The organism is Bacillus sp. GbtcB14 (assembly GCF_019091205.1).
In the GTDB taxonomy this organism is placed as follows: Bacteria; Bacillota; Bacilli; order Bacillales; family Bacillaceae_G; genus Bacillus_A; species Bacillus_A cereus_AG.
In genome coordinates this window covers 189,794-213,750 of the sequence record NZ_JAGXJT010000006.1, presented here as the reverse complement: position 1 = coordinate 213,750, position 23,957 = coordinate 189,794, and the positions used below count along the sequence as shown (strand labels likewise).

Sequence of the window (23,957 nt, the reverse complement as noted above, 5' to 3'; positions counted from 1 at the left end):
GATATTTATGGGATCTTTCTTACATTATAATTTAACATTCATTTCTTTCAATAATCCCTTCGGATCACCTTTTACATAATAGAAATGTGGATTATTTTCATCATCGTAAAGCATAATATAAGGTTTTTGATTAAGGGGTAGAAGGATTAGTACTTCATCAATTGTTGTATGTAACCATTGATTTGTAATAGAAACTGGTTTAGATAAAGGGATTTTTATCATGTGACCATCTTTTGGAACGACATTTAAGTTTTTGAACGGGCCAGTAATGGATTTAGCATATTGAACAGCTTCTTTTTGAATAGCTGGATCTAAAGATTGTTTTTGAACGACCATTTCTTTTTGACAATCAAATACTTCAATTTGTTGATTTGTATTTGCGAACACATTTGTCGATAATAAGAAACAAAGAAGAGTAATGACCCCGATTTTTTTAATCATAATACAACACCTCGTTTTTACTATACCCTTAAAAGGTTCAAATATTTTTCTGTCACATACATGTAACAAAGAAGTTGTATAATACAATTGATTTTTGTTTAAAAGCAATGGAGGATAATTCATGAAAGTATTAATCGCAGATGATGAACAGGATATGTTAAGGATTTTAAAAGCTTATTTTGAGAAAGAAGGCTTCGAAGTTTTATTAGCGAAAGATGGCGAGGAAGCACTTCAAATATTTTATGATGAGAAAATAGATTTAGCGATTTTAGATTGGATGATGCCAAAACATAGTGGTATTACTGTTTGCCAGGAAATAAAAAAGAATTCAAGCGTAAAAGTATTAATGCTTACGGCGAAAAGTGAAAGTGAAGATGAATTAGCAGCGCTTCAAAGTGGTGCAGATGAGTACGTAAAAAAGCCATTTCATCCAGGCGTACTCATTACTCGAGCGAAAAAGCTTATACAGCATGATGATGTCATTCAAGTTCAAGATTTGAAAATAGATTTTACTAAAAATAAAGTTTATAAAAATGACAAAGAGTTAGATATTACAAAAACAGAGCTAGAATTAATAAAGTGTTTTTTAAATCATAAAGGCATGATTCTGACTCGTAAAAAATTGTTAGATATCGTATGGGGATTTGACTATTTTGGAGAAGAACGAACAGTTGATACACATGTAAGAAGGTTACGTAAAAAAGTAGGAGAAAATATAATAAAGACGCATCGCGGGCTAGGATATAGTTTGGAGGAACAGAGTGAATAAACTTGGAAAAAAGCTATTTCTCAGCATTTCTTTAACTGTAATTCTTATTTTTACGATTTCTTTATTATTAATTAACTACTTATTACCGAAATATAATATTTACAAAACGCGAGAAAGTTTAGAAGGTATTACAGCACAAATACAGTCCATACCGAGTGAACAACTAGATGAAGCAATTTCTAGCATTGAAAATGAGGGGAATGTTACGATTGCGTATACATCCATAAAAGATTCAGAAGATCATATTAATGATGAGTTACGTATGCAACTTACAAAAAAGAGAGTTGCTCTTAATAAACTTTGGATTACAAAAAAAGAAATAATGAAAGTAAAGAATTTCGGCCAGTCGAATAAAATATATGATCAAGAAAAGATGAAATCTAGTTTTTTTGTGAAATTTATTGCGAAAGACGATATGTTAATTTTGGTAGGGGTTTCTATCGCACATTCAAATGAAGTGCTAAAAACGCTAAACGCATTTTATTTATACATATTAGGTATTACAATTTTTCTCATTATCGTACTTGTATGGATACTTTCAAAAACAATCACCAGACCATTGAAAGAATTAAGTGATGTTGCAGAAGATATTTCACGTCTGAAATTTGAACGAGCGAAAGTGAAAACAAATGATGAAATAGGAGACTTAGCTAATAGTATTAATATCATGAGTGAAAAACTACATGAAGCACATGAAGATTTAACAGATCGTAATGAACATTTAAAACGATTTATGGGGGATGTGACGCATGAATTAAAAACACCAATCGCGTTAGTGAAAGCATATTCTATGGGAATAAAAGATGGTTTAGATGATGGTACGTACGTGGATACTATTATTAAACAAACAGATCAAATATCAAATTTAATTGAAGAATTATTACGATTTTCTAAAATGGAAAGAGATGTGCTGCAAAAAGAAGAATTTCCTATTGTATCACTAGTCCAAAGTATATTAGATAAGCATAAGATTGAGCTAGAGTCGAAAGAAATCAATTTACAAGTGAATTATAATGTTGGTAATGCAATTATTTATGCAGATGTAAATAAAATGAGAATGGTGTTTCAAAATTTAATATCTAATGCAATAAAGTATACAGCAAACCAAAATATAAAAATCACATTAGAAGATCGAAATGAAATTGTATATTTTCAAGTTCAAAATGGTATGAATGCTGAGCAAATGAAAGATATCGATAAAATTTGGGAACCTTTTTATGTCTTAGACTCTTCTCGTAGTAAAGAACATTCAGGTACAGGACTGGGCTTAGCAATCGTGAAAAGTATTTTAGAAAGACATGGTTTTGACTATGGAGTCTCTACTATAGAGGGAGAGATACAATTTTATATTCATATGAAGAATGAATAATTCAATACTATTAGAAGCATCGCCTATTAATAGGCGATGCTTTTTTATTGATTATATGTGAGTAGTAAGTCAAAATATATAACCTTGAAAGCTCGTTGAAGAGTGTTATACAAATTTCTCAAGTTATTGTATAAAATATAAACTGAATTTTCAGTAATTTTATTGTATAGTAAAAGGAGAAATATATGGGGAGGAAAGGGCATGGGGAAAAAGAAAATAGCTACACTATCAGCAATATTATCTTTATCAATTACATCAGGAGTTTCTAGCATGACTGCGTATGCAGACAATAAAGAAACAAACTACATAAATGAGAATGACGTAAAGTTAAATGGAAAAGTTTCAGAAGTGTTACAATCAAACACAAAAATTGAATTAGAAAACGGGATGACAAAACCGATTTATTCGCTTGATGAAGCAATTATTGAAAATTTATTTGTAGAAACAGAAGTTGATAGTGATCGAGATGGAAAAAAGGATCGTGTATCGGTAAAAGTTATGCGTCCAAAAACCGATTCGAATGTGAAAGTTCCCGTTATTTATGAAATGAGTCCATATCGATCTGGCTTAAAAGATGTTCCTGTATATAATGTAGATGAAGAATTGTATGCGTATGAAGGGAAACCGTATGGAGCTGTTAATCTGGGTTCATACGGAAATTATTATGTGCCAAGAGGCTATGCAGTCATTTTAGGTGAAAGTATCGGAACTGGGAAATCAGATGGATGTCCAACTACTGGGGATGAGCAAGAAATACTAGGAACGAAGTCTGTCATTGATTGGGTAAATGGACGTGCGAAAGCATATACAGAAAATGGTGAGGAAGTTAAGGCTGATTGGTCTACAGGAAATGTAGGTATGACAGGAGTTTCTTATAATGGTACGTTACCGAATGCCGTTGCGACGACTGGTGTTGAAGGTTTAAAAACAATTATTCCAATCGCAGCAATCAGTAGTTGGTATGATTATTATCGTGCAAACGGTGCAGTCATTGCACCAGGTGGATACCAAGGAGAAGATACAGATAATATGGCAGAAGCAGTACTAACAAGAGAAAATCCTGAAGTTTGCGGACAAGTAATAAAAGAGTTAACAGCTGGACAAGACCGAAAAACGGGTAATTATAATGATTTTTGGGATAAACGTAATTATGTAAAAGATGCTAAAAACGTAAAAGCGAGTGTATTTGTTGTTCATGGTTTAAATGATTGGAATGTAAAGACGAAGCAATTTGCGCAATGGTGGGATGCGCTTGGAGAGAATGATGTTCCTCGTAAAATGTGGTTACATCAAGGTGGACATGGTGGAACATCAACGAATGATTGGCAAAGAACACAAAATAAATGGTTCGATTATTGGTTATATGGAATTGAAAATGGCATTATGAATGAACCAATGGTTGATGTACAACGTGAAAATAAAACGTGGGAAAAATTAAAAAACTGGCCGGATCCAGCAGCTGTCCCGTCAAAAGTTCGTATGTATTTAAGTAATAAAGCAGTTAATTTGCCATTAAGTATGGGCTCTGTAAATAAAGTTTTCTCATTCGTAGATGATGCAAAAATGAAATCAAACCAATTAGTAGCAAACCCAGAATTAGAAGTAGCAAATCGATTAGTGTATACAATGCCTGTACTGCAAAAAGATACGCGTATAAGTGGTACAACAAAGATTTCAATTACAGGGAATATTGATCGATCTGTATCAAATTTAACAGCATTACTTGTTGATTATGGAGGAACGAAGCCAGAAATCGTAACGAGAGGCTGGATGGATCCGCAAAACTTAAAGAGTATAGAAAATTCAACAGCAATTCAACCGGGTAAAGATTATACATTTACCTGGGATATGCAGCCAGATGATTATGTATTTAAAGCAGGGCATCAAATAGGGGTCGTTGTAATCGCAAGTGACTATGATTATACAATTAGACCGAAAGCAGGCACGAATCTTACAGTGAAATTAAGTGAAGTGACATTGCCAATTGTGAAATAAATAGTTAAGGATAAAGAGCTTACTGCATAGTAAGCTCTTTACATTTGGAAAGGGGGAGTTTATTATGAATTTTTATTAGCAGAAACAAAAATACTTATGATAAATAAAACAATCGCATTTAGGATTAAAAGTCCACTAAAGGTTAACCCAGCAGCACCTCCAGCGAATCCATCTCCAACTTTTTCGCCAATTACATGCAAAGTGGCGAAGAAAACGATGGGGGAAGAAAGAATGAAAATGCCACTGGTAATTTTCCATATTTGCCTATATTTCTTTGCTATAAAGAAAATTAAAGCATTAAAAGCAATAAGAAGTAAAAGAAATATAATTAATGAATTCATTATATCCTCCTTTTAATAAAAGTCTGAATTTTCATTTTTTCATTTTCGTTTCGAAGGGAATATTATACAATAGGATTATATTGTATGGAAAGCGAGTGATATATTATGACAGTCAGCTCTTTCGAATTTTTATTAAAAATAAAGGTACAGGAAGATTAATTGAATGAAAATCTTCCATACGTAAAAAACGGAGGAGAAAATAAATGTTTAGTTTTTATAGTACACTTTGCACGGAACTGTATGATTACACAAAGCCTGTCGGTTATTCTTTAAATGGTGATATTGAGTATTACGAAAAACGTTTAAAAAATTGCACCGGAAGAATTCTCGAAGCAGCAGTAGGATCAGGGCGCGTCATCATCCCGCTTCTTGAAGCTGGTTTTACAGTTGATGGGGTTGACTATTCACCTGAAATGCTAGAATCGTGCCGCATACGATGTAAAGAGAGAAGCTTACATCCTAATTTATATGAAGGAAGCTTACAACAATTTTCACTGCCACATAAATATGAAGCAATTATCATTCCAACTGGATCTTTTTGTTTAATTGAAAATCGTACGGATTCTATAAACGCATTGAAATGTTTTTATGAACATCTTAATCCAGGCGGGCGATTAATCGTAGATGTTATGCTTCCGTATAACTGGAAGACTGGGGAGATTCATACATCGACTTTTTCTTTGCCGAGCGGAGAAGGAATTACATTAGAAAATAAATCAATTGAAATAGATTGGCTGAACCAAGTTACTCTATCATATTTAAAATATGAAAAATGGAGTAAAGGACAGTTAGTACAAACAGAACTACAACGCTTTGCGATGCGCTGGTATGGAATAGACGAGTTTAAACTTCTGTTAGAAAGTATAGGTTTCTCTAACATTACTTGCTCCGCTGACTATGTTTATGGAAAAGAACCGTCAAATGCAAATCAAATGTTTACTTTTGAAGCTGTGCGAAACGAAAAATAAAAAACTATGTATGAAAACAAGGGAGTCGATATAATATCGACTCCCTTGTTTTAGTTGTGATTTCCTTGTGGGTTATTATATATGCATTGTCCAAGCATTTTTCTACTAATTACATATACTATTTATGTTAAAGTCAGTCATTATTTTAAATAGGGCTGTTATTTTACTATAAATGATATTTTAGAGCAGTAGGGGGGATAAATTTGGAAAACGTAGAACAAGGAAGAATTGAAAATCAAGTGTATTCAAATCGTGTAGTAAGATCTGAATTTGATGCAAATTGGGAAACATGTATATCAAAAAGTGGTTATGTAATTTATGTAGCAACAAGTAATAATGCTGAAGTAATAGTACTTCTTGCAGATGCTTCAAGTAAATTATTAATTTTCGAAAAAGGCGGTAAAGTAGTAGTAGGCGGCGGTGGAACAAGTCACTACAGTAAGCCACATATTGCAAGAAATATTTAAGGTAGTACATGTATTTGAGAAGAAGCTGGAAAACGGATAGTCATTCATGTTTAGAGCATGTATGACTATCCGTTTTTATTTATTTAAATCATTTTAGAAGGACTTGATTTGTTATAAATAATTTTAGATGACCAGAGAAATTAGGAGGGAATTGTACGGGTAAGAGTTTAAGATATATTGTAGGTTCGGAAGAAACATATAAGCAATTTAAAAAAGCATTTCTTATTTCGGGAAATGCTTTTTCTATGTTATAGTATAATAGTGTTTTAAAACGATGTTATTTTAATATACCTCAAGTTTAGTTGTGTATTATTTTTATATTAAATTAGCTGCGTAAGTATTTTTTTATATAAGGAGTAATAATTAGAGAAATGAAAAATATAGACTTTATACTAGAAAGTGACGAAGCATTAAAACCGTCTGAACGATTAGTACTATTATTATTAGAGAAGCATAGAATGTTATATACGAACGATCTATTAGCATTATCTAATTTATCATATAAAACATTAACAGATTCATTAACAGCGCTCGTTTTAAAATCATATGTGTTAAAGGAAACCGGTAAGGGAAGACGACAGAATTGTTATAGATTGGTATGATAAGACTACTGATTTTAGAGAGTTTATACTAACTTTTTCAAATGTAAGGAAAAATATTATTTTTGTTTTCAAATGAAAAACAATCTACAATGCACGCTTAAATATTTAGATTTCATTTTTATTAATGGTAATTCTATTGTTGTTAAAAATAGAAAAATAAAATAAACTGCATAAAAAAGAAATAAAAAAACAATCCGTTTTAAAAATGGATTGTTTTTTTATTGGAATAATATTATTTGATATGTTGAGAGTATGAATGATTACTCTACTTCGCTTGTATACTTTTCAGGTAATAATTCCATGACGTTACATTTTACAAGTTCACCATTATAAGAAAGTATAACATTCGTATTTTTTCCGTAATCACTTATCAATTCTCGACACATTCCACACGGAGCAACAACCCAACATTTTTCTATATCTTCATGAGGGTGTGGGTGAGCAACTGCTACAATGGTATCAAATTCATGATCACCTTCGGAAATAGATTTTCCGATTGCCATTGCTTCACCACATACTGTTATTCTTCCAACATTCGCTTCAACATGCACTGCTGCATAAACATTACCTGTTTTAGTTCTTACTGCTGAACCGATATGATGACGACCATATTTATAGTTTTTTTCAATCACTTTTTCAGCGGCTTTAATTAAATCATAGTCTTCACTATGTAAAGGCATTACTTGTAACATAATTTCTCCTCCATATTAAACATGATTAATGTTATTTTAACAGAAAATTTTAATATTTAAAATAAAAGATAGGGTTGGATAGATAATATTATTATGTAAACTGTTGTTTTGACAGGAAAATATAATAATTAATAGAACATACTAAAGAGATTACTTTTAAAATTTGATAGGTGGGAGATTATTATGAAGATTTTACAATCAATAGCACAAGCTGCCATAAGTGGTAATAAGGAAAAAATAGTGGATTTTATAAAGACGAATCCAAGTGCAGTTAACGAATTTAGTGACGATGGCTGGACTTTACTTCATTTAGCGGCTTATTTTGGGCAAAAAGAGTTAGCAAGTTTTCTTTTAGAAAGTGGAGCAGATATACATAGTAGAGCAAAAAACGAAAATGAAAACACACCTTTGCAAGCTGCCATCGCGAATAAGCAAAGTGAACTGGTTGCTTTCTTAATTGAAAAAGGGTCGGATGTAAATGTTATACAAAGCGGCGGTTGGACGGGTCTCCACGAAGCAGCATTATTAGGAAATGAAGAAATTATTGTATTGCTTCTTAAAAATGGAGCTAATAAAACGATTAAGAAAAATGATGGAAAAACAGCATATGATATTGCATTAGAAAAAGGACATGAGCACCTTTTAGATCATTTGCACCAGGGAGCGAACGTATGATGAATAAATGGAGTGTAGGTATATTTTTATTTGATGATGTAGAAGTGTTAGACTTTGCAGGGCCATTTGAAGTTTTTTCTGTAACTGAAGTACATGAAGAAAAACCATTTACTGTGTATACAGTTAGCCAAAATGGAGAAATGATTACAGCAAGAAACGGATTAAAGGTAAAGCCGGATTATAGTATTGAAGATTTACCACCAGTTGATATTTTAATCATACCAGGTGGTAAAGGCGTTAGGGAAAATGAAGTGAAAAATGAAACTATAATAAATTGGGTTCGACAGCAAATGAAAGAAGTAAAGCTAATGACTTCAGTTTGTACTGGAGCACTATTACTCGCGAAAGCTGGTTTACTGGAAGGGTTACAAGCAACAACACATTGGGCTAGTATTCAAACTTTCAAAAAAGATTTTCCGAATGTAGAAGTAATGGAGAATGTGAAATTTGTAGATGAAGGGCACATCATTACATCGGCAGGGATTTCAGCTGGTATTAACATGTCATTTCATATTGTGAAGAATTTGTTAGGTGTGGAGATTGCTGAGGAAACAGCGAAAAGTATGGAATATGATATTGATTTACAAAATTAAAAAAGTCCAATTTGGGCTTTTTTCTTATTTTGAGTGTATATAGGTTATGATCTATGCTCTAAACCTAAGCTCTTAAACAGTTATTCTGGTTTTATCGAATGTACGACAATGCATCTTTTTTCTCCTTGTAAGTATGTTGAAATAAGGAGAAATTTGTGTGTAAAAAAACTCTTCTACAATAGTAGAAAAAGAATAACAGAAACTACTATTTTATGGCAGCATACATAAAAAAATTCAATGTAAATATGGAAATGTCGTCGAATGCTATCTTTAATTGGTTAATTTGTGAGATATTTTTGTGAAGGAGCTTATTTTATAAGAATAGAATTAAAGTTAGTAAGAGATCATGCCGATGGTAGTGAAAATATATGTGTTAGGGGGATTTCATAATGAGGAAACTCAAGCGAATAAATGTTCCTAATATACAAGAACAACTATCACAGTCTAATGAGAATCGAGCAATTAATAAGAAAAAACTAAGGCGATTTATATTCATGTTTATATTTATTGCGGCGGCTACTTTGTACGTTCAATTTATTTTAACGAAACAACAAGAAATAATTGTAGAAAAAAAAGATACAATAACGAATCAAAAAAAGCAATTGGTTTCTTTAAAGAAAAATCAAGCTTCTTTAAAGACTAACATAGAAAATTTAACAGACGACGAGGAAGAAATTTTGAAGTTTGCGAGAAAAGAATATCAATTTTCAAAGTCAAATGAAACAATATTTGTTTTGCCGAAGTAATGTAATAGAACAGTTAGCGATTGCTAGCTGTTTTTTCATGTATGGATGGCATGGTACAAGAAACAATCACATATTGTAAAAATGAAGAGTTTGAACTGTTTTCATAATTATGGAATATATACCGCGATAAATGTTGTTAAAATTCTGTCAATTGTATTATAATACAAGGTAAGCGGATACATTTCTTAATCAACGTTGAGTTTATCGCTCATACGACTATTAAGAAAACCGTTATCCCGTAGTAGAAAGGAAGATAGCTGTGTACGCTTCAAATACAATTTATGTCATAGGGGATGCGAAAGCACCCCAAAATAATCCTATTACCGAAAAGTTCAAAAGTTTTTTTGTAGCATTTGTACTTGTTAAGGAAACAGGGGAAATTGTAGATGCAGATTGCTCAGCGACAATTGCATTAACATCACAATTTGTTAAATATTTGTTTCTACATAAAAATATTAATGATCCACTATTGGTAACAGAAATAAAAAATAGATACTTTGGTTCGTCTCAAAAAGCACTACTTGTAGCATTAAAAGATGCACAGAAAAAATATAATCAAATCGCTGCTTTGTCTACCCATTCCTAGACAAAATCCAGCCATAAGAATCTTCTTATGGCTGGATTTTTTATTTCACATTAACTTCCTACATGAAAAGTAAGCGAAAGAGGAGATTTATTGTTCCCAAAAAATTAATCATTTTTTGGGGATTAAGGTTCCACTTTGTCAGACAACGAAAGGATGAACAATATGAAAATTACCGATGTAAAAGTAAATCGTAGACGTGTAAATCTTCATACACCGTTTAAAACGGCGCTTCGTACCGTAACCGAAATAGAAAGTATAGATGTATATATTCATACGGATGAAGGAATTGTTGGCAAGGGGGCTGCAGCCGCAACACCAGTTATTACGGGGGATTTCGCTAACGGGATTGAAGCAGCAATTTTAGGGCCGATGCGTTCCTGTTTAATTGGTCAAGAGATCATTCAGTTTCAGCAGTTACTGCAGCGCATTCAAATGAGTTGTATTGGAAATCCAAGTGCGAAAGCGGCGATAGATATCGCTTTATATGATGTATATTGTCAATATCAAAACGTTCCACTTTACGCATTATTAGGCGGGAAGAAAGAAATTCACACAGACATTACGGTGAGTGTAGATGAGCCTTTCATTATGGCAAAAGAGGCAAAGCAACATGTAGAAAAAGGATTTCAAACTTTAAAAATTAAAGTGGGGAAATCTGCTCATTTAGATTTAGAACGTATTGAAGCAATTCGAAATAGTGTACCAAAAAATACGACGTTACGATTAGATGCAAATCAAGGGTGGAATCCAAAAGAAGCGGTTACGATTATTAAAGAGATGGAAAATCGTAATTTAAATATCGAATTTATTGAACAACCTGTTCATGCGAAAGATTGGGATGGGTTAAAGTACGTCAGAGATCATGTACAAACGCCTATTATGGCAGATGAAAGTATATTTTCAGCAAGTGATGCATTGAAAATTGTTCAAGGAGGATATGCAGACTTAATCAATATAAAATTAATGAAATGTGGCGGCATACGTGAAGCGTGGCGTATTGCAGATATTGCTGAAACAGCGGGTGTAAAATGCATGGTCGGAAGTATGATGGAATCTTCACTTTCTGTTAGCGCTGTAGCCCATTTAGCTGCGGCACATCCTAATATTCATTACTTCGATCTAGATGCACCACTTTGGTTAATGGAAGAACCGGAAGGAATGACGTATTCTGGATCAAAGGTAAACCTTCAATCGACAGTGAATAGTAAATCTTAGGAGAAGAGACTAGTAAACTATCTTTTAAGGGGGATATTCATGAAAAAAGTAGGAACTGTATTTTTAACAACTTTATTTATATTTTCATCGTTCACATCAGCACATGCTGAAGAGAAGAAAGATAGTAAAGCGTTTATCGATGTATCTGCCGCAACACTTTGGACTGCACCTGATTCATTACGGCCAATTGATGCACCGAGTGCTACAAATCCAGCTGATTTGTGGAAGTGGACGAAATCAATGACGCTTGATGAGAAACTTTGGTTAACAAATGCAAATAAATTAGAAACGCAAGCGTTATTAGGTCAAGAAGTAACGGTTGTTGATAAAAAAGGTGACTGGGTGAAAGTGCTAGTCCATGGTCAGCCAACACCACGAAATGAAGAAGGTTATCCAGGTTGGATGCCTGAAAAACAATTAACATATAATCAAGGATTTGCAGATAAAACAAACGCCCCTTTCGTTTTAGTAACGAAACCGACAGCCATTTTGTATATTAATCCTTCTGAAAAACATAAATCGCTTGAAGTGAGCTATAATACGCGACTGCCGCTACTTAGTGAAGATACAATTTCATACCGCGTGTTGTTACCAAACGGACAGAAAGCTTGGCTACGAAAAAATGATGGAACGATTTACCGTTCGCAAAATGATATTCCAACTCCGGCGGCCGATGATTTAATAAACACTGGAAAAATGTTTTTAGGATTACCGTATATTTGGGCTGGTACAAGTGGTTTTGGATTTGATTGCTCTGGATTTACACATACAATTTATAAATCGCACGGTATTACTATTCCGCGAGATTCTGGTCCGCAATCGAGAAATGGAGTTGCAGTTGATAAAGAAAATTTACAAAAAGGCGATTTAATCTTCTTTGCACATAATCAAGGAAAAGGTAGTGTTCACCATGTTGCTATGTATATTGGTGATGGAAATATGATTCACTCACCGAGAGCTGAAAGATCGGTAGAGATTATACCGCTAAATACACCAGGTTATATAGAAGAATACGCTGGAGCTCGTCGTTACTTACCTTAAAAAAAGAGGGGGTTTTTAAATGGAAAAATTTGTTCGTTACTCATTAGTTAGTACTCTATTAGTCTCTTCATTTTTAGTTGGTTGCGCAAAAGAAAAAACTGCAACAAAGCCGAAAGAGGAGAAGAAAGTATTACAGTTACTAGAAACTGGTGAAATTCCGTCGTTAAATTCAGGGAAAGTAACAGATGCGGTCTCGTTTAACGTTTTAAATAACGTAATGGAAGGACTATTCCGTCTATCGAAAAATGATGAAGTAATTGAAGCCGGTGCACAAAAATATGAAGTGAGTAAAGATGGAAAGACATATACATTCCAATTGCGTGATGCGAAATGGTCTAACGGAGATCCAGTAACCGCTCATGATTACGTATACGCTTGGAAGCAATTGATTAATCCAGATACCGCTTCTCAATATGCATACATTGCGTACGATGTAAAAAATGCTGAGAAGATAAATAAAAAACAACTAGGTCTAGATGAATTAGGAGTAAAAGCGAAGGATGATAAAACATTCGTCGTAGAGCTAGAACATCCTGTACCGTATTTTACGAAACTACTTATTTTACCGTCTTTCTATCCAATTAACGAAAAATATGCGAAAGAACAAGGCGATAAATACGGATTAGAAGCAAATAAAGCGGTATATAATGGGCCATTTACATTATCGGAGTGGAAGCATGAAGCGAGTTTTACAATGAAGAAAAACGAGAAGTATTGGGATAAAAAAGAAGTGAAGTTAGATGAAGTAAACTATCAAATTGTTAAAGAAATTTCAACTGCGGTAAATTTATATGAAACAGATAAAGTTGATAGAGCGGTCATTTCAACAGAATTCGTAGATAAATATAAAAATAATAAAGAGTTAAAACAATATACAGATCCGGTTATGTACTTCTTCCGATTCAATGAAAATGTACCAATTCTTAAAAATAAAAACGCAAGGCTTGCGCTAAGTACAGTGTTTGATAAGAAAGGTCTTGCGACTTCATTTTTAAATGATGGTTCGGTTGCTGCAAACTATTACGTACCAAAAGGATTTTTAAAGGGGCCAGATAAAAAAGATTTTAGAAGTACGACAGGTGAGTTTAATAAGACTGATGTAAAACAGGCGAAAGAATATTGGGAGAAGGCTAAGCAAGAGACAGGTACAAATGAAGTGACGCTTGAGTTATTAAACTATGACTTAGAAAACTTCAAAAAAGTAGGAGAATATATTAAAGAAGAGCTGGAGAAAAACTTACCAGGATTAAAGGTAAATGTGAAATTACAACCACATACGCAAAAACTAGCGCTAGAGAAAAAGAAAGAATATGAAATGTCATTATCACGCTGGTTACCGGATTATCCAGATCCAATGACTTACTTAGAAGTATTCCTTTCTGGAAGCAGTGTGAATAATACAGAATATGCAAATCCAGAATATGATGCGTTAATTAAGAAGATTAAAACAGAATTAGGCAATAATGAAACAGCTCGTTGGAAAGCAATGCAAGATGCTGAAAAAATGTTACTGGATGACGCAGTAATTGCACCGGTATTCCAGCGCGGGTTATCGTACTTACAAAAGCCGTATGTGAAAGATTTATATGTACATCAATTCGGTCCAGCCACAAGTTTAAAATGGGCAGATGTACAAAAATAAAAGTATGGAAAAACAGACTGCACATGTGTGACAGTCTGTTTTTTTATTTAAAGTTAGATGAATAGTCCAAGTTAGAATTTACCAGTCTGTAAACAGCGATTGAAGGGGCATGATGCTTATGTTAGAAGAAAAGAAAGTAATAGGTACAAAAAAGATTGTTCATGAGGATTTATTTCATTGTATTAAAATAACAAAAGTGAACGTAAAAAAATGGGTTGATAACAAAATAGGTATAGTGTAAAATTACACTAAATAATACATAAGTTACTTTTCGGAGGGTGAGAGAATTGAATAAAGAGCTTACAATCGAACTCATATCAACAAAAATAAAGTTAATTCGTACGGAAAAAGGATACACACAGGAAAAAATGGCTGAAGTTCTTGGTATTTCAAAAAAAACGCTTGTTCAAATTGAGAAGGGACGAACAAATGCAGGATGGACCAATACCGTAGCAATTTGTGCATTGTTTAGGGATAGCGAGGTTTTACAGTCTAGTCTAGGAGATGATCCATTAGTAGTCATTGCAACTATAGCGCATAAAAGCATGAACAACGCCAAACAGAAAACACTGGGAGGAAAAGTCTGGTGGAAACAGATTCAAGAAAAAGGGAACTTTCGTTTACAACAAAATCTAATTAGTCAGCATTATCGTATTTTAGATAAACAAGATTATCGTTGGTTTAACTCGTTTGATTTAGAAGAATCACTTGGTCACCTTGAAAAATTAGCAGCAGATTCAGAAAATTAATAGACTACAATGACCCAAAATAAATAGGAGGAATTTACATATGCTCATCTTAAGTCTTCTTTGGATTCTATACTCACCTTATCTCGTATTATGCGGATTTGCGGGTGGGATTTACTTAATAATAACAGGGGCCAAATATCATAAACTACTCGTGAGTATTATGGGATTACTCAGTGTTTCCTTTGTCGTACTGCCTTATATTTTTTGGGGGCTTGGCGTTGAGGGTAGTCAATATCTTGATATCCCAACCGAACTATACTGGATCCTATTTTCTTTAACGGGTCTACTATCAGGGGTTATAGGTTTACAGTCAAAAATTAAAGGCATACGCAATATGGGATTTATTATTTTTACTAGTGGAATAATCGGAGTCTTTTTCTATTATTTAATGTCTGTACCTGGTTCTATGTATATTAGATAGTTTTTTCTAAATTTGACTTATCTACTACTATATGATACTGAATTCAAAAGGATAGTAATAGAAAGGAGATGCTATAGCGTCTCCTTTCTACTGTGGTCAAAATGATTGAGATCTTTGCTAATACACGCTTGTTTAAATTTCTTAGTATTTAGTAGATAACGAATATCAAAGAGATTATCATAAGAAAGCTGAATATGATAATTAATAAGATCAAGTACTGCAAAAACAAACGAAGAAGAGTAGGGAAAAGACTATCCTTCTTTTCTGCTAGCGCCATATATATAAGTATTATAAAATGGTACGAGAAATGAGGGAAATATACTTTACATAATGTAAAATATATCACCTGATGGATTATAGACATTTTATATATTTTTTCATGTCTTAAAAATAAAATTATTAGTAAAATTCCAGTGTGAAATGTATGTAGAATCTTGTATAATTAACGTGTTTCTATGGAAACATTTCCTTGAACTATTTATATAGTACTTAATAGAACAAGGAAAGAAATACATACATGTATATAATAGATAAATAGAATGGAACATGTATAGAGAAAAAGGAGAAAAAGATGACGTGTCAAAAACAAGGGTTACAATTTAATAGCGATAGAAAGAGGAAGAGACGATGAAAATGAAGCATGCTTTTGGACCTATAATTTTAGCGTGTGTGCTTTTTTTCATTATCATACTTATCCCATCGAAAAGTTTAGTATCACTTATTAGTGATAAGAAGGTAGAAGATGCGGCAACTTCCTTACAAAAAGAAAAATTACAAAGTGTTTTCTTACAGCAAAAAATGTTAGAGAATTCGCAGTATTTACCGATGTATGGTTCATCTGAATTTTTACGAATGGATGCATATCATCCGTCTAATTATTTCAAAGTAAATCCGGCAGGTTTTACACCATTTTTAATTGGAACTGGTGGTACACAAAGTTTGGCTCATATTTTAAATATGACGTCAACATTGGATGAGTTGGAAGGGAAAAAAGTCGTCTTTGTTCTTTCGCCACAATGGTTTACAAAGACTGGGGTATCACAGGGGGATTTTACAAACAATTTCTCCAAACAACAAGCATATCATTTTATTTTTAATGATGAAATAAAATTTGAAATGAAGAAACAAATCGCGAAACGACTATTAGATTATAAAGTTGTTCAAGAAGATGATATATTAAAAAATTCTTTGGAAGGAATTGTATATAACGATACGAAACATAACATAAAAGCAGGTTTAGTCAAACCAATCGCTTATATGCATCGAAATATTTTAGATCATAGAGATTTATTTAACTCCTTATTTAAGATTGAGCCGATGAAAGAAAAAACAAATATGGGACTACGTTCAATTTCTTGGGTAGATGCACGTAAACATGCGGAGGAAGAAGGGAAAGCGGAATCTACTACAAACACATTCGGAATTGAAAATCCGTATTATCATAAGAATAATTTTAAGAAAAAACTAAAAGGTTTAAAAAACTTTAGAGCAAATGAATCGTATGAAGAATCACCAGAATATGATGACTTACAAATTGTTTTAAATATTTTTAAAGAGAAAAATGTTAAGCCGCTCTTTATTTCTGTACCTGTAAATGGACCATGGTATGATTACGCTGGTTTCCCTAAAGAACGCCGAGAAGTGTATTATAAAAAAGTTCGGGAACAAGTTGAGAAAGCAGGATATCCAGTAGTCGATTTCTCTGGCCATGAATATGATAAGTATTTCTTAAAGGATACAATTCATTTAGGTTGGAAAGGCTGGATTTACTTTGATGAAGCAGTGCAAAACTTTTATGCTGAGAAATAAAAACGAATAAAAAGGAACGGCTATAAGCTGTTCCTTTTTTTAGTATAGAGGATTTTGATGTGGACAATTCGGAAAGGCATGTATATCTTGAATTTGTCTAAAATCATAATGTTTCATTGCGAACTGAGCTTGGTAAAGGTATTCATACACATATAATTGACTATCATGTACTGAACATAATACACCAGAAATACCTTGCCCATTGATAAAGGAAATGCCTATAGGGCGTCCAATTAAGTACGGTAGCTTTTGCTGCCAATGCATAGTAAAATCACTCCTTTTTGAGATAACATACGAAATGAGTGAGTGAATTGTTGCTTATCCACGTAAATATTAGATGAAAGGATTTGAATGTAATTTCTAAAGGATATTCAGTAGTAAAATAAAAACCGCTATAATTCTGAATGAATGTATAGCGGTTTTTATTTATATTTTTACGCAAGATTTTTACGCTTTTTTGTCCATTTTTTTATAACGAAGTATAAAAGAATAAGTACGACGCCACCAATTGCAAAAGATTTCACATACGGTCCCGCAACATCGTTAATATTCTCCCAATTTTCACCTAATTTTTCACCTAAGTAAATGAAAATGATAGACCAAGGGATGATTGCGAGTGCTGTTAATGTAGTGAAACGCAGGAATGACATTTTTGTAATACCAGCAGGAATTGAAATTGCATGGCGTACTACTGGAATAAAGCGTGCTGTAAAAATTACGCCAGTTCCGTAACGATTAAACCAATTTTCAGCTGCATCTATTTGTTTTTTATGAATGAAAATATATTTTCCGTAACGTTCTAGTATAGGTCGCCCACCGTATCGTCCAATCCAATAAATAAAGATTTGGGCAATAACACCGCCAATTGTACCAAATACAACTGCGCCTATAAATGAGATACTACCGTTGAATACTAAGTAACCTGCATAAGCAAGGACAATTTCACTTGGAATAATTTCAATCATAAGTCCAAGCATAATGCCCCAATAACCTAATCCTTCAAAAAACGTTAAAACTGAGTGAATAAAACTACTTACCATTGTTGCACCTTCTAATTTATGAATTTTTGAATATATGCCCCTTTATTTAACTATATAAAAGGTTCACCATATGTAGATTATACCTTATTTATATAGGTGATTGCTATTTCAATTCTTTTGTGTCTCTCATACGTATTATAGTAAAGCATATAAGCCCGGTTTTCATGAAGAGATAATGAAAAGATTATTAAAAATTTCTCATTTGTAAATGAGAATAAAGATGATAATAGATTGAACCCCCCCTTAAATGATAGGGGCTTTTAATTTATAAAATGAGAAGGGGAATGTATGCATAAAACGAATCAAATTTATGGACCATTTTTTATTTGGGATAGAGATATGCTTCGGTGGATAGAAACAAAAGTATTTCAAAGGCTGGCTTATAGATTCAAAAATTTAAAAATAATTCAAGGAGAATAAAAACATAAATATTCTCTTATCACTTAGACAGGTACTTCACTTTCAAATAACGAATTATAATGGTAATAAAATTTTATAGAAAATTAACATGATGAAGGTGAAAATATGAAAAAGGAATTATTAGAAAAGGCCTCATATCTACATAAAGCAGAATTAGAAGAATTATTTAAAGCTATATTAGTTTCCGAGAAAGCTCATGAAGGACAATTTCGCGTTTCGGGTGAGCCGTATATTACTCATCCATTTGCAGTTACAGAAATTTTGTTAGAGTGTAAGGCAGATATTATAACTTTAGTTGCAGCATTACTACATGATGTGGTGGAAGATACAGATTATACAATTGAGTATATACATGATATATTCGGTGGAAAAGTGGCTGATATTGTAGAAGGGTTAACTAAAATTGATAAAAAGCAAATCCCTAATAAAGAAGAGTATGAAGCAATAAATTTAAAGAAGTTATTGTTAGCTACACAAGAAGATATACGAGTAGCTATTATAAAAGTGATAGATCGTCTCCATAACATGAGAACTTTACAGGTGAAAGCTGTAAAGAAACAAGTTCCTTATGCAAATGAAACACTCAAAATTTTCGCTCCGATTTGTAAAAGGCTAGGGCTACTACATATTCAGCACGAATTAGAAGAGTTAGGTTTTTTGTATCTTAATCATTCTAAATATAAAGGAATGAAAATACTTTTACAAAATTATGTTAAGTTATTAGAGAGTTTGTCTCAAAATATAATGCAAGATATAAATAATTTTCTAAATCCATCTTTAATGTTTGAAGTGGAATATGAAGTAAGCCCTATTTATACAGCTTATTCCCGTCTCCAAGATAGTCAAGAGATTACAGCAGTTTCAAAAATAATTATCACGACCTCAAATAATTTAGACTGTTATAAAATATTAGGGGTTATACATCAACTATACAAACCAATTCCTTATCAATTTGAAGATAATATAGCAATTGAAAGTGATGGATTAAACCAATACTTAAAGACCAAAGTGATGATCAATAACCATGAAATAGTGATATGTATTGAAACAAAAATAAATCAGGAGATACGACATAAAGGGGTATTTCATATTCTTACAAAAAGTATAACTGATAAAGATATGCAAAATATAATTCATAAATTGATGGATCATTTTATTAAGACAAATGATTTAGTAACCCAAGATGCAATTGAATTTTATGATTTAATATCATTTGAACTATTCCAAGATAACATTGTTGTATTTACTCCTAAGTTAGATTCCATGAACTTACCGCAAGGTGCTACTGTAATTGATTTTGCTTTTGCATTAAATCCTGAGATTGCTAAGTATATATCAGGTGCTAAAGTTAATGGTATAAATAAACCGATAACAACTAATGTTTCACATTTAGATATTGTTGAACTTTTGGTAAATGATAATAAAAGCAATGTGAAGCAGTGCTGGTTAAATTTTGCTAATAGTTCAAAAGCTCAAATTGAAATTTATAAAGAATTACAAAGATGAAGGAATTAAATTTATCGAGAAAATCTGTTCGAAACTTAATAGAATGAAATGGCCATTTAAGTATTTATAATAGGTGATTATATTTTTTCGTAATTAATACCTAAAAAAACAAGCATACCCCTGACGTGTATTGAGTACAGGGGTATGCTTGTTTTGATTTTTAAAAATAACAACCTTTTTTACGGTTTCACATCTAAATTTTGTAAAAATAACGTTGCTGTTACGTATCGTTTCGCTAACATTTGTACATAAGCGGTATGCACAGATAATGTTGCAATAATAATGGCGTTACGAATTGCTTCGCGTTGTTCATTATTAATTTGATCGAATTGACTTGCGATTTTATCAGCTTTTTCTTTTACGATATTTTCAATTGTATGAACTGTATCTGTTGCATTTAGTTGTAGGCAGTTCCCTTGGTTAAGCTCTTCAAATAGAGAAGAATATGCTACATATAAATGAACAGGATTGATTAAATCATCACTTCGATCGGCTGGGTCATTAACGATTAGGCGTAATAACTTACGAATGGATTCAAAATCAAGTGCTGTTTTTAAATCTTCGACAATGAATAGTAAGGCTGCTTGTTCAATTGAATATTTTTTCCCTTTTTGAGGAGAGCCAATCATTTCTTTTATATCTCGTTTCACCCAGTTTTGCATAGCAGTTACAGAGAAACTCGTGTTTTCGATCTGATTGCCGAGCGCGACAATTTCATTTAAAGAAAAACCGACGTCAGTATCGTCAATTTTAATCAGTTTTTCGAAAATAGGTGAAAGTGCGGTAGTAATAAAAGCAGTTACGCTTTGTCCGCTTTCAATATCTTTTTTATGTGACTTTGCCCAAGCTTCTTGTAAAATACCGAGAGGCTTTTTCGTATTCCATCCTCTTAATGATAGAAGGAGGGTTGCCATTTCGTTTCGTGTGAGATGAAATGTTTCCATCTTTTCACCTCCAAAATAATAAAAAGTTCTTATGAACTTATAATATGTTTTGTTTCATTTAAAGTCAATTCAGTTTTGCTTAATTTTTCCTTTGTCACTAAACTGTTGGAAGTAAATAATACTTGCATATTTCGACAAAAGTTCATATAATGAGTTCATAAGAACCTTTAAATGTTCTTAAAAACAAATCTATCATTCTGAATTTACTAGAAAGGTAGATTTCACATATATCTATATAAAAGGAGAATGGATATAATATGTTGAAAAAACTTGTAGCAGTAATGACAGCATTCATGGTGATTTTTGGGGCTAGTAGCTTTATGTTCGTAGATCATGCGGCAGCGAAAAGTTACAAATCTGGTAAAAAATCATTTACACCAAGTTCAGGTCAAAAATCAAAAGTTGATTTAAACAAAAAAGATTCAAATGTAAATTCTCAAAAAACGACTCCAGATTCAAAAACAAAAGCAACAAACACAGCACCAAAAAGTAATAAAGGAAGCTTTATGAAAGGTTTATTACTAGGTGGTCTTGGTGGTTTACTAATGGGTAGCTTATTTGCAAATATGGGAGCTCTTGGTTCTGTATTAGCGTTTATGGTAAATATGTTAGTAATGGCTGGTATCGTAATGTTAGCAGTTCGTGCATTTAAATACTTCAAAGATCAACGTAAGAAAAAGGCAGATGAAGTAGCATGGAAACAATAAAAATTTCTGAACAAGAACTTATCAATGCGCTTTGCGTATATATCGCTGAAAAAAGACAAGTTGGTCCAGAAGAAGTTTTAGTTGAACTAATGTACGACGATGACTATGGTTTCTCTGCTGAAGTAGAGGTAAATGGCCGCCAGCAAATTTTGATTCAAGCGAACTTAATCGAAGCACTACGCTTATTGCTTGACAGAGAATATAATGTCAATTCATTTGCAGCAAGATTGCAGCTTGAATTAGATGATGAAGAAGGCATTTACGCATTAGCAAAATTTAATAACTCAAATGAGTAGGAAAAAGAGCTGTTGAGAGTAATCTCAGCAGCTCTTTTTAGTATGTGCATATGCAAGGGAATAATCACGCCAAATTTCATTCATTTTGTGTCTACCGCCATCAACCATCGGGTTAAATTGAATGGTAGCTTGTTGACGTACGGCATGTACATGTTGGATTGCTTGCTGCAACAGTTGTTCAACCGAATAGGATCTTTTATTTGCTTGTTTTACAATTGAATATCCAGCAACAGTTCCTTGTGCCATTGCAATTTTCCCGCTTTCAATGCCAGTTATATTACCGGCTACAAATAAACCAGGCAGAGGGGTTTCCATTGTTTCAGAATGGAGAGGAACGTGCCCGCCTAATTCCGGGATGTAACGGAAAGGACAGCCAGCTATAGCGGCTAGCTCAGCAAGAGGGTATAAGCCGCCTGCAATACAAACGAAGTCTGCCTCATATATTTGTTCCGATTCAGTAATGATGTTTCCTTTCGTATCAAGATTAGCAACCCGTACACCTTCAACTTGATCTGTTCCGATAATTTCAAGAGCTGCTTTTCGAAGGTGAAGAGGTGTACCGTTTATTTTCATTCCGCTGTTTGGATAGAAGCTTAATCCAGCTTGTTTAGCCCAATTATATTTCATCAATTTACTACCTATACGTAATAAAGGCGATGGGGCAAGGTGTGCAGCATGTAATAGAGAATTTAAAACTTCTTCTGGTTCACCAGCCTTTTGACTTAATTCACTTTTTTCAGGAAGTACGATATGTTCAACTTTAATGCCGGCTAATTGTAATTCATTTAAGATAGCGAATGACAAAATGTTAGCGCCAATAATGATTCCTTTTTTTCCTACTTGAACGCGATGTACATTCGTCATGACTTGTGCTGCCCCAATCGACATGACTCCAGGAAGTGTCCAACCAGGGAGGGGGATAGAGTACTCAGCAGCGCCAGTAGCGAGTAATACGAACGGTGCGTCTAACGTACCGATATTCGTATGTACGTACCAAGAACTTTCATCTTTATCTAAATTATAGACGGAAATACCGCATCGAATATTAACTGAAAGTGACTCTGCTTCTTCACGAAGTCGCTTCGATTCTTCTATTCCGTTCCACCATTCTCCAGTAGGCTCTTGGTGTAATTGTCCTAATAATCTTCCGCCAGGCTTCATAAATTCATCGATAACAAGTACATTTAGTCCAAAACGAGCACAAGAGATAGAGGCTGATAATCCCGCTGGTCCAGCTCCGATAATAATGACATCGTTCATCGCTTTTTCACCATCTCTCTCACGATATTGGGGTGCTGTTTTCCACTTTCCACAACCATATTATCTTCTACAACAGTTAAGCATGCTCGTACGTTCATTTGACTATTTACATTGACGCGGCATTCAGAACAATGTCCAATATTGCAGTAAATACCTCGTGGTGTCCCGCTATCTTCATGCACTCTTAATGTTCTTATTCCATTTGCAAGTAAAGCGGCTGCAATCGTTTCATGTTCATAGGCTTCATATTGTTGACCGTTAAATTGGAAAGTGATGCGCTTACTACTATTTAAACTCCCTAAAATAGGGTGATGTGTAATTCTACTCATTTACTTTCACCTACCGATCCAAAAGTAACTGCACGCACTGGTGGTTGATATTTTAATGGGATTTCATTAGTAGTTACGCCGGGATTTGCACTTTCAATCATTCGATCTATCATCATTCTACATGTGCGGCCACCGCAAAATCCCATGCCAGCACGTGTTCTTAGTTTTAATTCTCTTGCCGAGCATTTATATTCAGCAATTGTCGATTGAAGTTGACCGTATGTAACTTCTTCACATCGACAAACAATTAATTGATCTTTATTCGTCATATGTATTCCTCCTCTAGTTCGATTTGCATAAATTATATAATGCAAAAACTATGCCAATATAGAGG

30 protein-coding genes are annotated in these 23,957 nt (G+C 33.2%); 21 read left to right on the top strand and 9 right to left on the bottom strand.

Going from position 1 to position 23,957, the window contains the following annotated elements; translation table 11 throughout:
* Positions 1–24: 24 nt before the first annotated feature.
* A complete protein-coding gene (locus KVT31_RS19420) occupies positions 25–441 on the bottom strand; it encodes a hypothetical protein (RefSeq protein ID WP_088096686.1) in 417 nt (138 codons plus the stop codon).
* A 121-nt stretch (positions 442–562) separates the two neighbouring features.
* Here KVT31_RS19420 and KVT31_RS19415 point away from each other — a divergent pair, with 121 nt between their 5' ends.
* From KVT31_RS19415 to KVT31_RS19405, 3 genes are all read left to right on the top strand, one after another.
* Positions 563–1,210: a response regulator transcription factor gene (locus tag KVT31_RS19415; RefSeq protein WP_000865980.1), complete on the top strand. Its 648-nt coding sequence runs from the start codon at positions 563–565 to the stop codon at positions 1,208–1,210.
* Positions 1,203–2,579, top strand: a complete 1,377-nt coding sequence (locus KVT31_RS19410) for a sensor histidine kinase (RefSeq protein ID WP_088096685.1) — start codon at positions 1,203–1,205, stop codon at positions 2,577–2,579. The genes KVT31_RS19415 and KVT31_RS19410 overlap by 8 nt, the downstream gene beginning before the upstream one ends.
* Before the next feature lie 201 nt (positions 2,580–2,780).
* Positions 2,781–4,574 carry a Xaa-Pro dipeptidyl-peptidase gene (locus KVT31_RS19405; RefSeq protein ID WP_088096684.1) on the top strand — a complete coding sequence of 598 codons (1,794 nt, stop codon included), beginning with the start codon at positions 2,781–2,783 and terminating at the stop codon, positions 4,572–4,574.
* A 62-nt stretch (positions 4,575–4,636) separates the two neighbouring features.
* Here the strand turns inward: KVT31_RS19405 and KVT31_RS19400 are convergent, their stop codons facing one another.
* Entirely contained in the window at positions 4,637–4,915 is a 279-nt protein-coding gene (locus tag KVT31_RS19400; protein ID WP_088096683.1) for a hypothetical protein, read from the bottom strand.
* Positions 4,916–5,118: 203 nt separating this feature from the next.
* Here KVT31_RS19400 and KVT31_RS19395 point away from each other — a divergent pair, with 203 nt between their 5' ends.
* The 3 genes from KVT31_RS19395 to KVT31_RS19385 all read left to right on the top strand — a co-directional run bounded on the left by KVT31_RS19395 (position 5,119) and on the right by KVT31_RS19385 (position 6,952).
* Positions 5,119–5,883: a class I SAM-dependent methyltransferase gene (locus KVT31_RS19395; RefSeq protein ID WP_088096682.1), complete on the top strand. Its 765-nt coding sequence runs from the start codon at positions 5,119–5,121 to the stop codon at positions 5,881–5,883.
* 203 nt (positions 5,884–6,086) lie between these two features.
* Positions 6,087–6,350: a hypothetical protein gene (locus tag KVT31_RS19390; protein WP_088096681.1), complete on the top strand. Its 264-nt coding sequence runs from the start codon at positions 6,087–6,089 to the stop codon at positions 6,348–6,350.
* Positions 6,351–6,721: 371 nt separating this feature from the next.
* Positions 6,722–6,952, top strand: coding sequence for a hypothetical protein (locus KVT31_RS19385; protein ID WP_000789031.1), 231 nt, complete (start codon positions 6,722–6,724; stop codon positions 6,950–6,952).
* A gap of 260 nt (positions 6,953–7,212) precedes the next feature.
* Here the strand turns inward: KVT31_RS19385 and KVT31_RS19380 are convergent, their stop codons facing one another.
* Positions 7,213–7,644 (bottom strand): cytidine deaminase, encoded by a 432-nt coding sequence (locus KVT31_RS19380; RefSeq protein ID WP_088096680.1) that lies wholly within the window; start codon positions 7,642–7,644, stop codon positions 7,213–7,215.
* Between the two features lie 183 nt (positions 7,645–7,827).
* On the opposite strand from KVT31_RS19380, the gene KVT31_RS19375 reads away from it, so the two are divergent.
* From KVT31_RS19375 to dltD, 11 genes are all read left to right on the top strand, one after another.
* Positions 7,828–8,319 carry an ankyrin repeat domain-containing protein gene (locus KVT31_RS19375; RefSeq protein ID WP_088096679.1) on the top strand — a complete coding sequence of 164 codons (492 nt, stop codon included), beginning with the start codon at positions 7,828–7,830 and terminating at the stop codon, positions 8,317–8,319.
* Positions 8,316–8,912, top strand: coding sequence for a DJ-1/PfpI family protein (locus tag KVT31_RS19370; RefSeq protein WP_088096678.1), 597 nt, complete (start codon positions 8,316–8,318; stop codon positions 8,910–8,912). Before KVT31_RS19375 ends, KVT31_RS19370 begins: the two co-directional genes overlap by 4 nt.
* Positions 8,913–9,301: 389 nt before the next feature.
* Complete coding sequence (locus tag KVT31_RS19365; RefSeq protein WP_088096677.1) at positions 9,302–9,658, top strand: FtsB family cell division protein; 357 nt, start codon at positions 9,302–9,304, stop codon at positions 9,656–9,658.
* A gap of 259 nt (positions 9,659–9,917) precedes the next feature.
* Positions 9,918–10,244, top strand: coding sequence for a DUF3870 domain-containing protein (locus KVT31_RS19360; RefSeq protein WP_088096676.1), 327 nt, complete (start codon positions 9,918–9,920; stop codon positions 10,242–10,244).
* A 153-nt stretch (positions 10,245–10,397) separates the two neighbouring features.
* Positions 10,398–11,459, top strand: coding sequence for a dipeptide epimerase (locus KVT31_RS19355; protein WP_140392490.1), 1,062 nt, complete (start codon positions 10,398–10,400; stop codon positions 11,457–11,459).
* A 39-nt stretch (positions 11,460–11,498) separates the two neighbouring features.
* On the top strand, positions 11,499–12,500 hold the full coding sequence (locus KVT31_RS19350) for a C40 family peptidase (protein WP_088096674.1): 1,002 nt from the start codon (positions 11,499–11,501) through the stop codon (positions 12,498–12,500).
* A 19-nt stretch (positions 12,501–12,519) separates the two neighbouring features.
* Complete coding sequence (locus tag KVT31_RS19345; RefSeq protein WP_088096673.1) at positions 12,520–14,142, top strand: peptide ABC transporter substrate-binding protein; 1,623 nt, start codon at positions 12,520–12,522, stop codon at positions 14,140–14,142.
* A gap of 118 nt (positions 14,143–14,260) precedes the next feature.
* Positions 14,261–14,383: a hypothetical protein gene (locus tag KVT31_RS30610; protein ID WP_255260243.1), complete on the top strand. Its 123-nt coding sequence runs from the start codon at positions 14,261–14,263 to the stop codon at positions 14,381–14,383.
* A 46-nt stretch (positions 14,384–14,429) separates the two neighbouring features.
* Positions 14,430–14,891 (top strand): helix-turn-helix transcriptional regulator, encoded by a 462-nt coding sequence (locus tag KVT31_RS19340; RefSeq protein ID WP_088096672.1) that lies wholly within the window; start codon positions 14,430–14,432, stop codon positions 14,889–14,891.
* A 40-nt stretch (positions 14,892–14,931) separates the two neighbouring features.
* A complete protein-coding gene (locus tag KVT31_RS19335) occupies positions 14,932–15,312 on the top strand; it encodes a hypothetical protein (RefSeq protein WP_002120023.1) in 381 nt (126 codons plus the stop codon).
* A gap of 627 nt (positions 15,313–15,939) precedes the next feature.
* Positions 15,940–17,121 (top strand): D-alanyl-lipoteichoic acid biosynthesis protein DltD, encoded by a 1,182-nt coding sequence (gene dltD / locus KVT31_RS19330; protein ID WP_088096671.1) that lies wholly within the window; start codon positions 15,940–15,942, stop codon positions 17,119–17,121.
* A 39-nt stretch (positions 17,122–17,160) separates the two neighbouring features.
* Here dltD and KVT31_RS19325 read toward each other — a convergent pair whose 3' ends face one another.
* Positions 17,161–17,385 (bottom strand): hypothetical protein, encoded by a 225-nt coding sequence (locus KVT31_RS19325; RefSeq protein WP_088096670.1) that lies wholly within the window; start codon positions 17,383–17,385, stop codon positions 17,161–17,163.
* Positions 17,386–17,555: 170 nt separating this feature from the next.
* Entirely contained in the window at positions 17,556–18,161 is a 606-nt protein-coding gene (uptA, locus tag KVT31_RS19320; protein ID WP_088096669.1) for an undecaprenyl phosphate transporter UptA, read from the bottom strand.
* Between the two features lie 288 nt (positions 18,162–18,449).
* On the opposite strand from uptA, the gene KVT31_RS30605 reads away from it, so the two are divergent.
* Both KVT31_RS30605 and KVT31_RS19315 read left to right on the top strand, forming a co-directional pair.
* On the top strand, positions 18,450–18,581 hold the full coding sequence (locus KVT31_RS30605; protein WP_255260244.1) for a hypothetical protein: 132 nt from the start codon (positions 18,450–18,452) through the stop codon (positions 18,579–18,581).
* Positions 18,582–18,686: 105 nt separating this feature from the next.
* On the top strand, positions 18,687–20,087 hold the full coding sequence (locus tag KVT31_RS19315; RefSeq protein WP_088096668.1) for an HD domain-containing protein: 1,401 nt from the start codon (positions 18,687–18,689) through the stop codon (positions 20,085–20,087).
* 179 nt (positions 20,088–20,266) lie between these two features.
* Here the strand turns inward: KVT31_RS19315 and KVT31_RS19310 are convergent, their stop codons facing one another.
* On the bottom strand, positions 20,267–21,031 hold the full coding sequence (locus KVT31_RS19310) for a DUF1836 domain-containing protein (RefSeq protein ID WP_088096667.1): 765 nt from the start codon (positions 21,029–21,031) through the stop codon (positions 20,267–20,269).
* Between the two features lie 257 nt (positions 21,032–21,288).
* Here KVT31_RS19310 and KVT31_RS19305 point away from each other — a divergent pair, with 257 nt between their 5' ends.
* The gene (locus KVT31_RS19305) at positions 21,289–21,738 is read left to right on the top strand and encodes a hypothetical protein (RefSeq protein WP_000914478.1); all 450 of its coding nucleotides are present in this window, start codon (positions 21,289–21,291) and stop codon (positions 21,736–21,738) included.
* The gene (locus KVT31_RS19300) at positions 21,726–22,034 is read left to right on the top strand and encodes a YxcD family protein (protein ID WP_088096666.1); all 309 of its coding nucleotides are present in this window, start codon (positions 21,726–21,728) and stop codon (positions 22,032–22,034) included. Before KVT31_RS19305 ends, KVT31_RS19300 begins: the two co-directional genes overlap by 13 nt.
* Before the next feature lie 24 nt (positions 22,035–22,058).
* Here KVT31_RS19300 and KVT31_RS19295 read toward each other — a convergent pair whose 3' ends face one another.
* Genes KVT31_RS19295 through KVT31_RS19285 form a run of 3 tightly spaced genes read right to left on the bottom strand, consistent with a single transcriptional unit; the run spans position 22,059 to position 23,892 of the window.
* Positions 22,059–23,294: an NAD(P)/FAD-dependent oxidoreductase gene (locus KVT31_RS19295; protein ID WP_088096665.1), complete on the bottom strand. Its 1,236-nt coding sequence runs from the start codon at positions 23,292–23,294 to the stop codon at positions 22,059–22,061.
* Positions 23,291–23,623 carry a (2Fe-2S)-binding protein gene (locus tag KVT31_RS19290; protein WP_088096664.1) on the bottom strand — a complete coding sequence of 111 codons (333 nt, stop codon included), beginning with the start codon at positions 23,621–23,623 and terminating at the stop codon, positions 23,291–23,293. The genes KVT31_RS19295 and KVT31_RS19290 overlap by 4 nt, the downstream gene beginning before the upstream one ends.
* Positions 23,620–23,892 (bottom strand): (2Fe-2S)-binding protein, encoded by a 273-nt coding sequence (locus KVT31_RS19285; RefSeq protein ID WP_088096663.1) that lies wholly within the window; start codon positions 23,890–23,892, stop codon positions 23,620–23,622. Before KVT31_RS19285 ends, KVT31_RS19290 begins: the two co-directional genes overlap by 4 nt.
* Between the last annotated feature and the right edge of the window lie 65 nt (positions 23,893–23,957).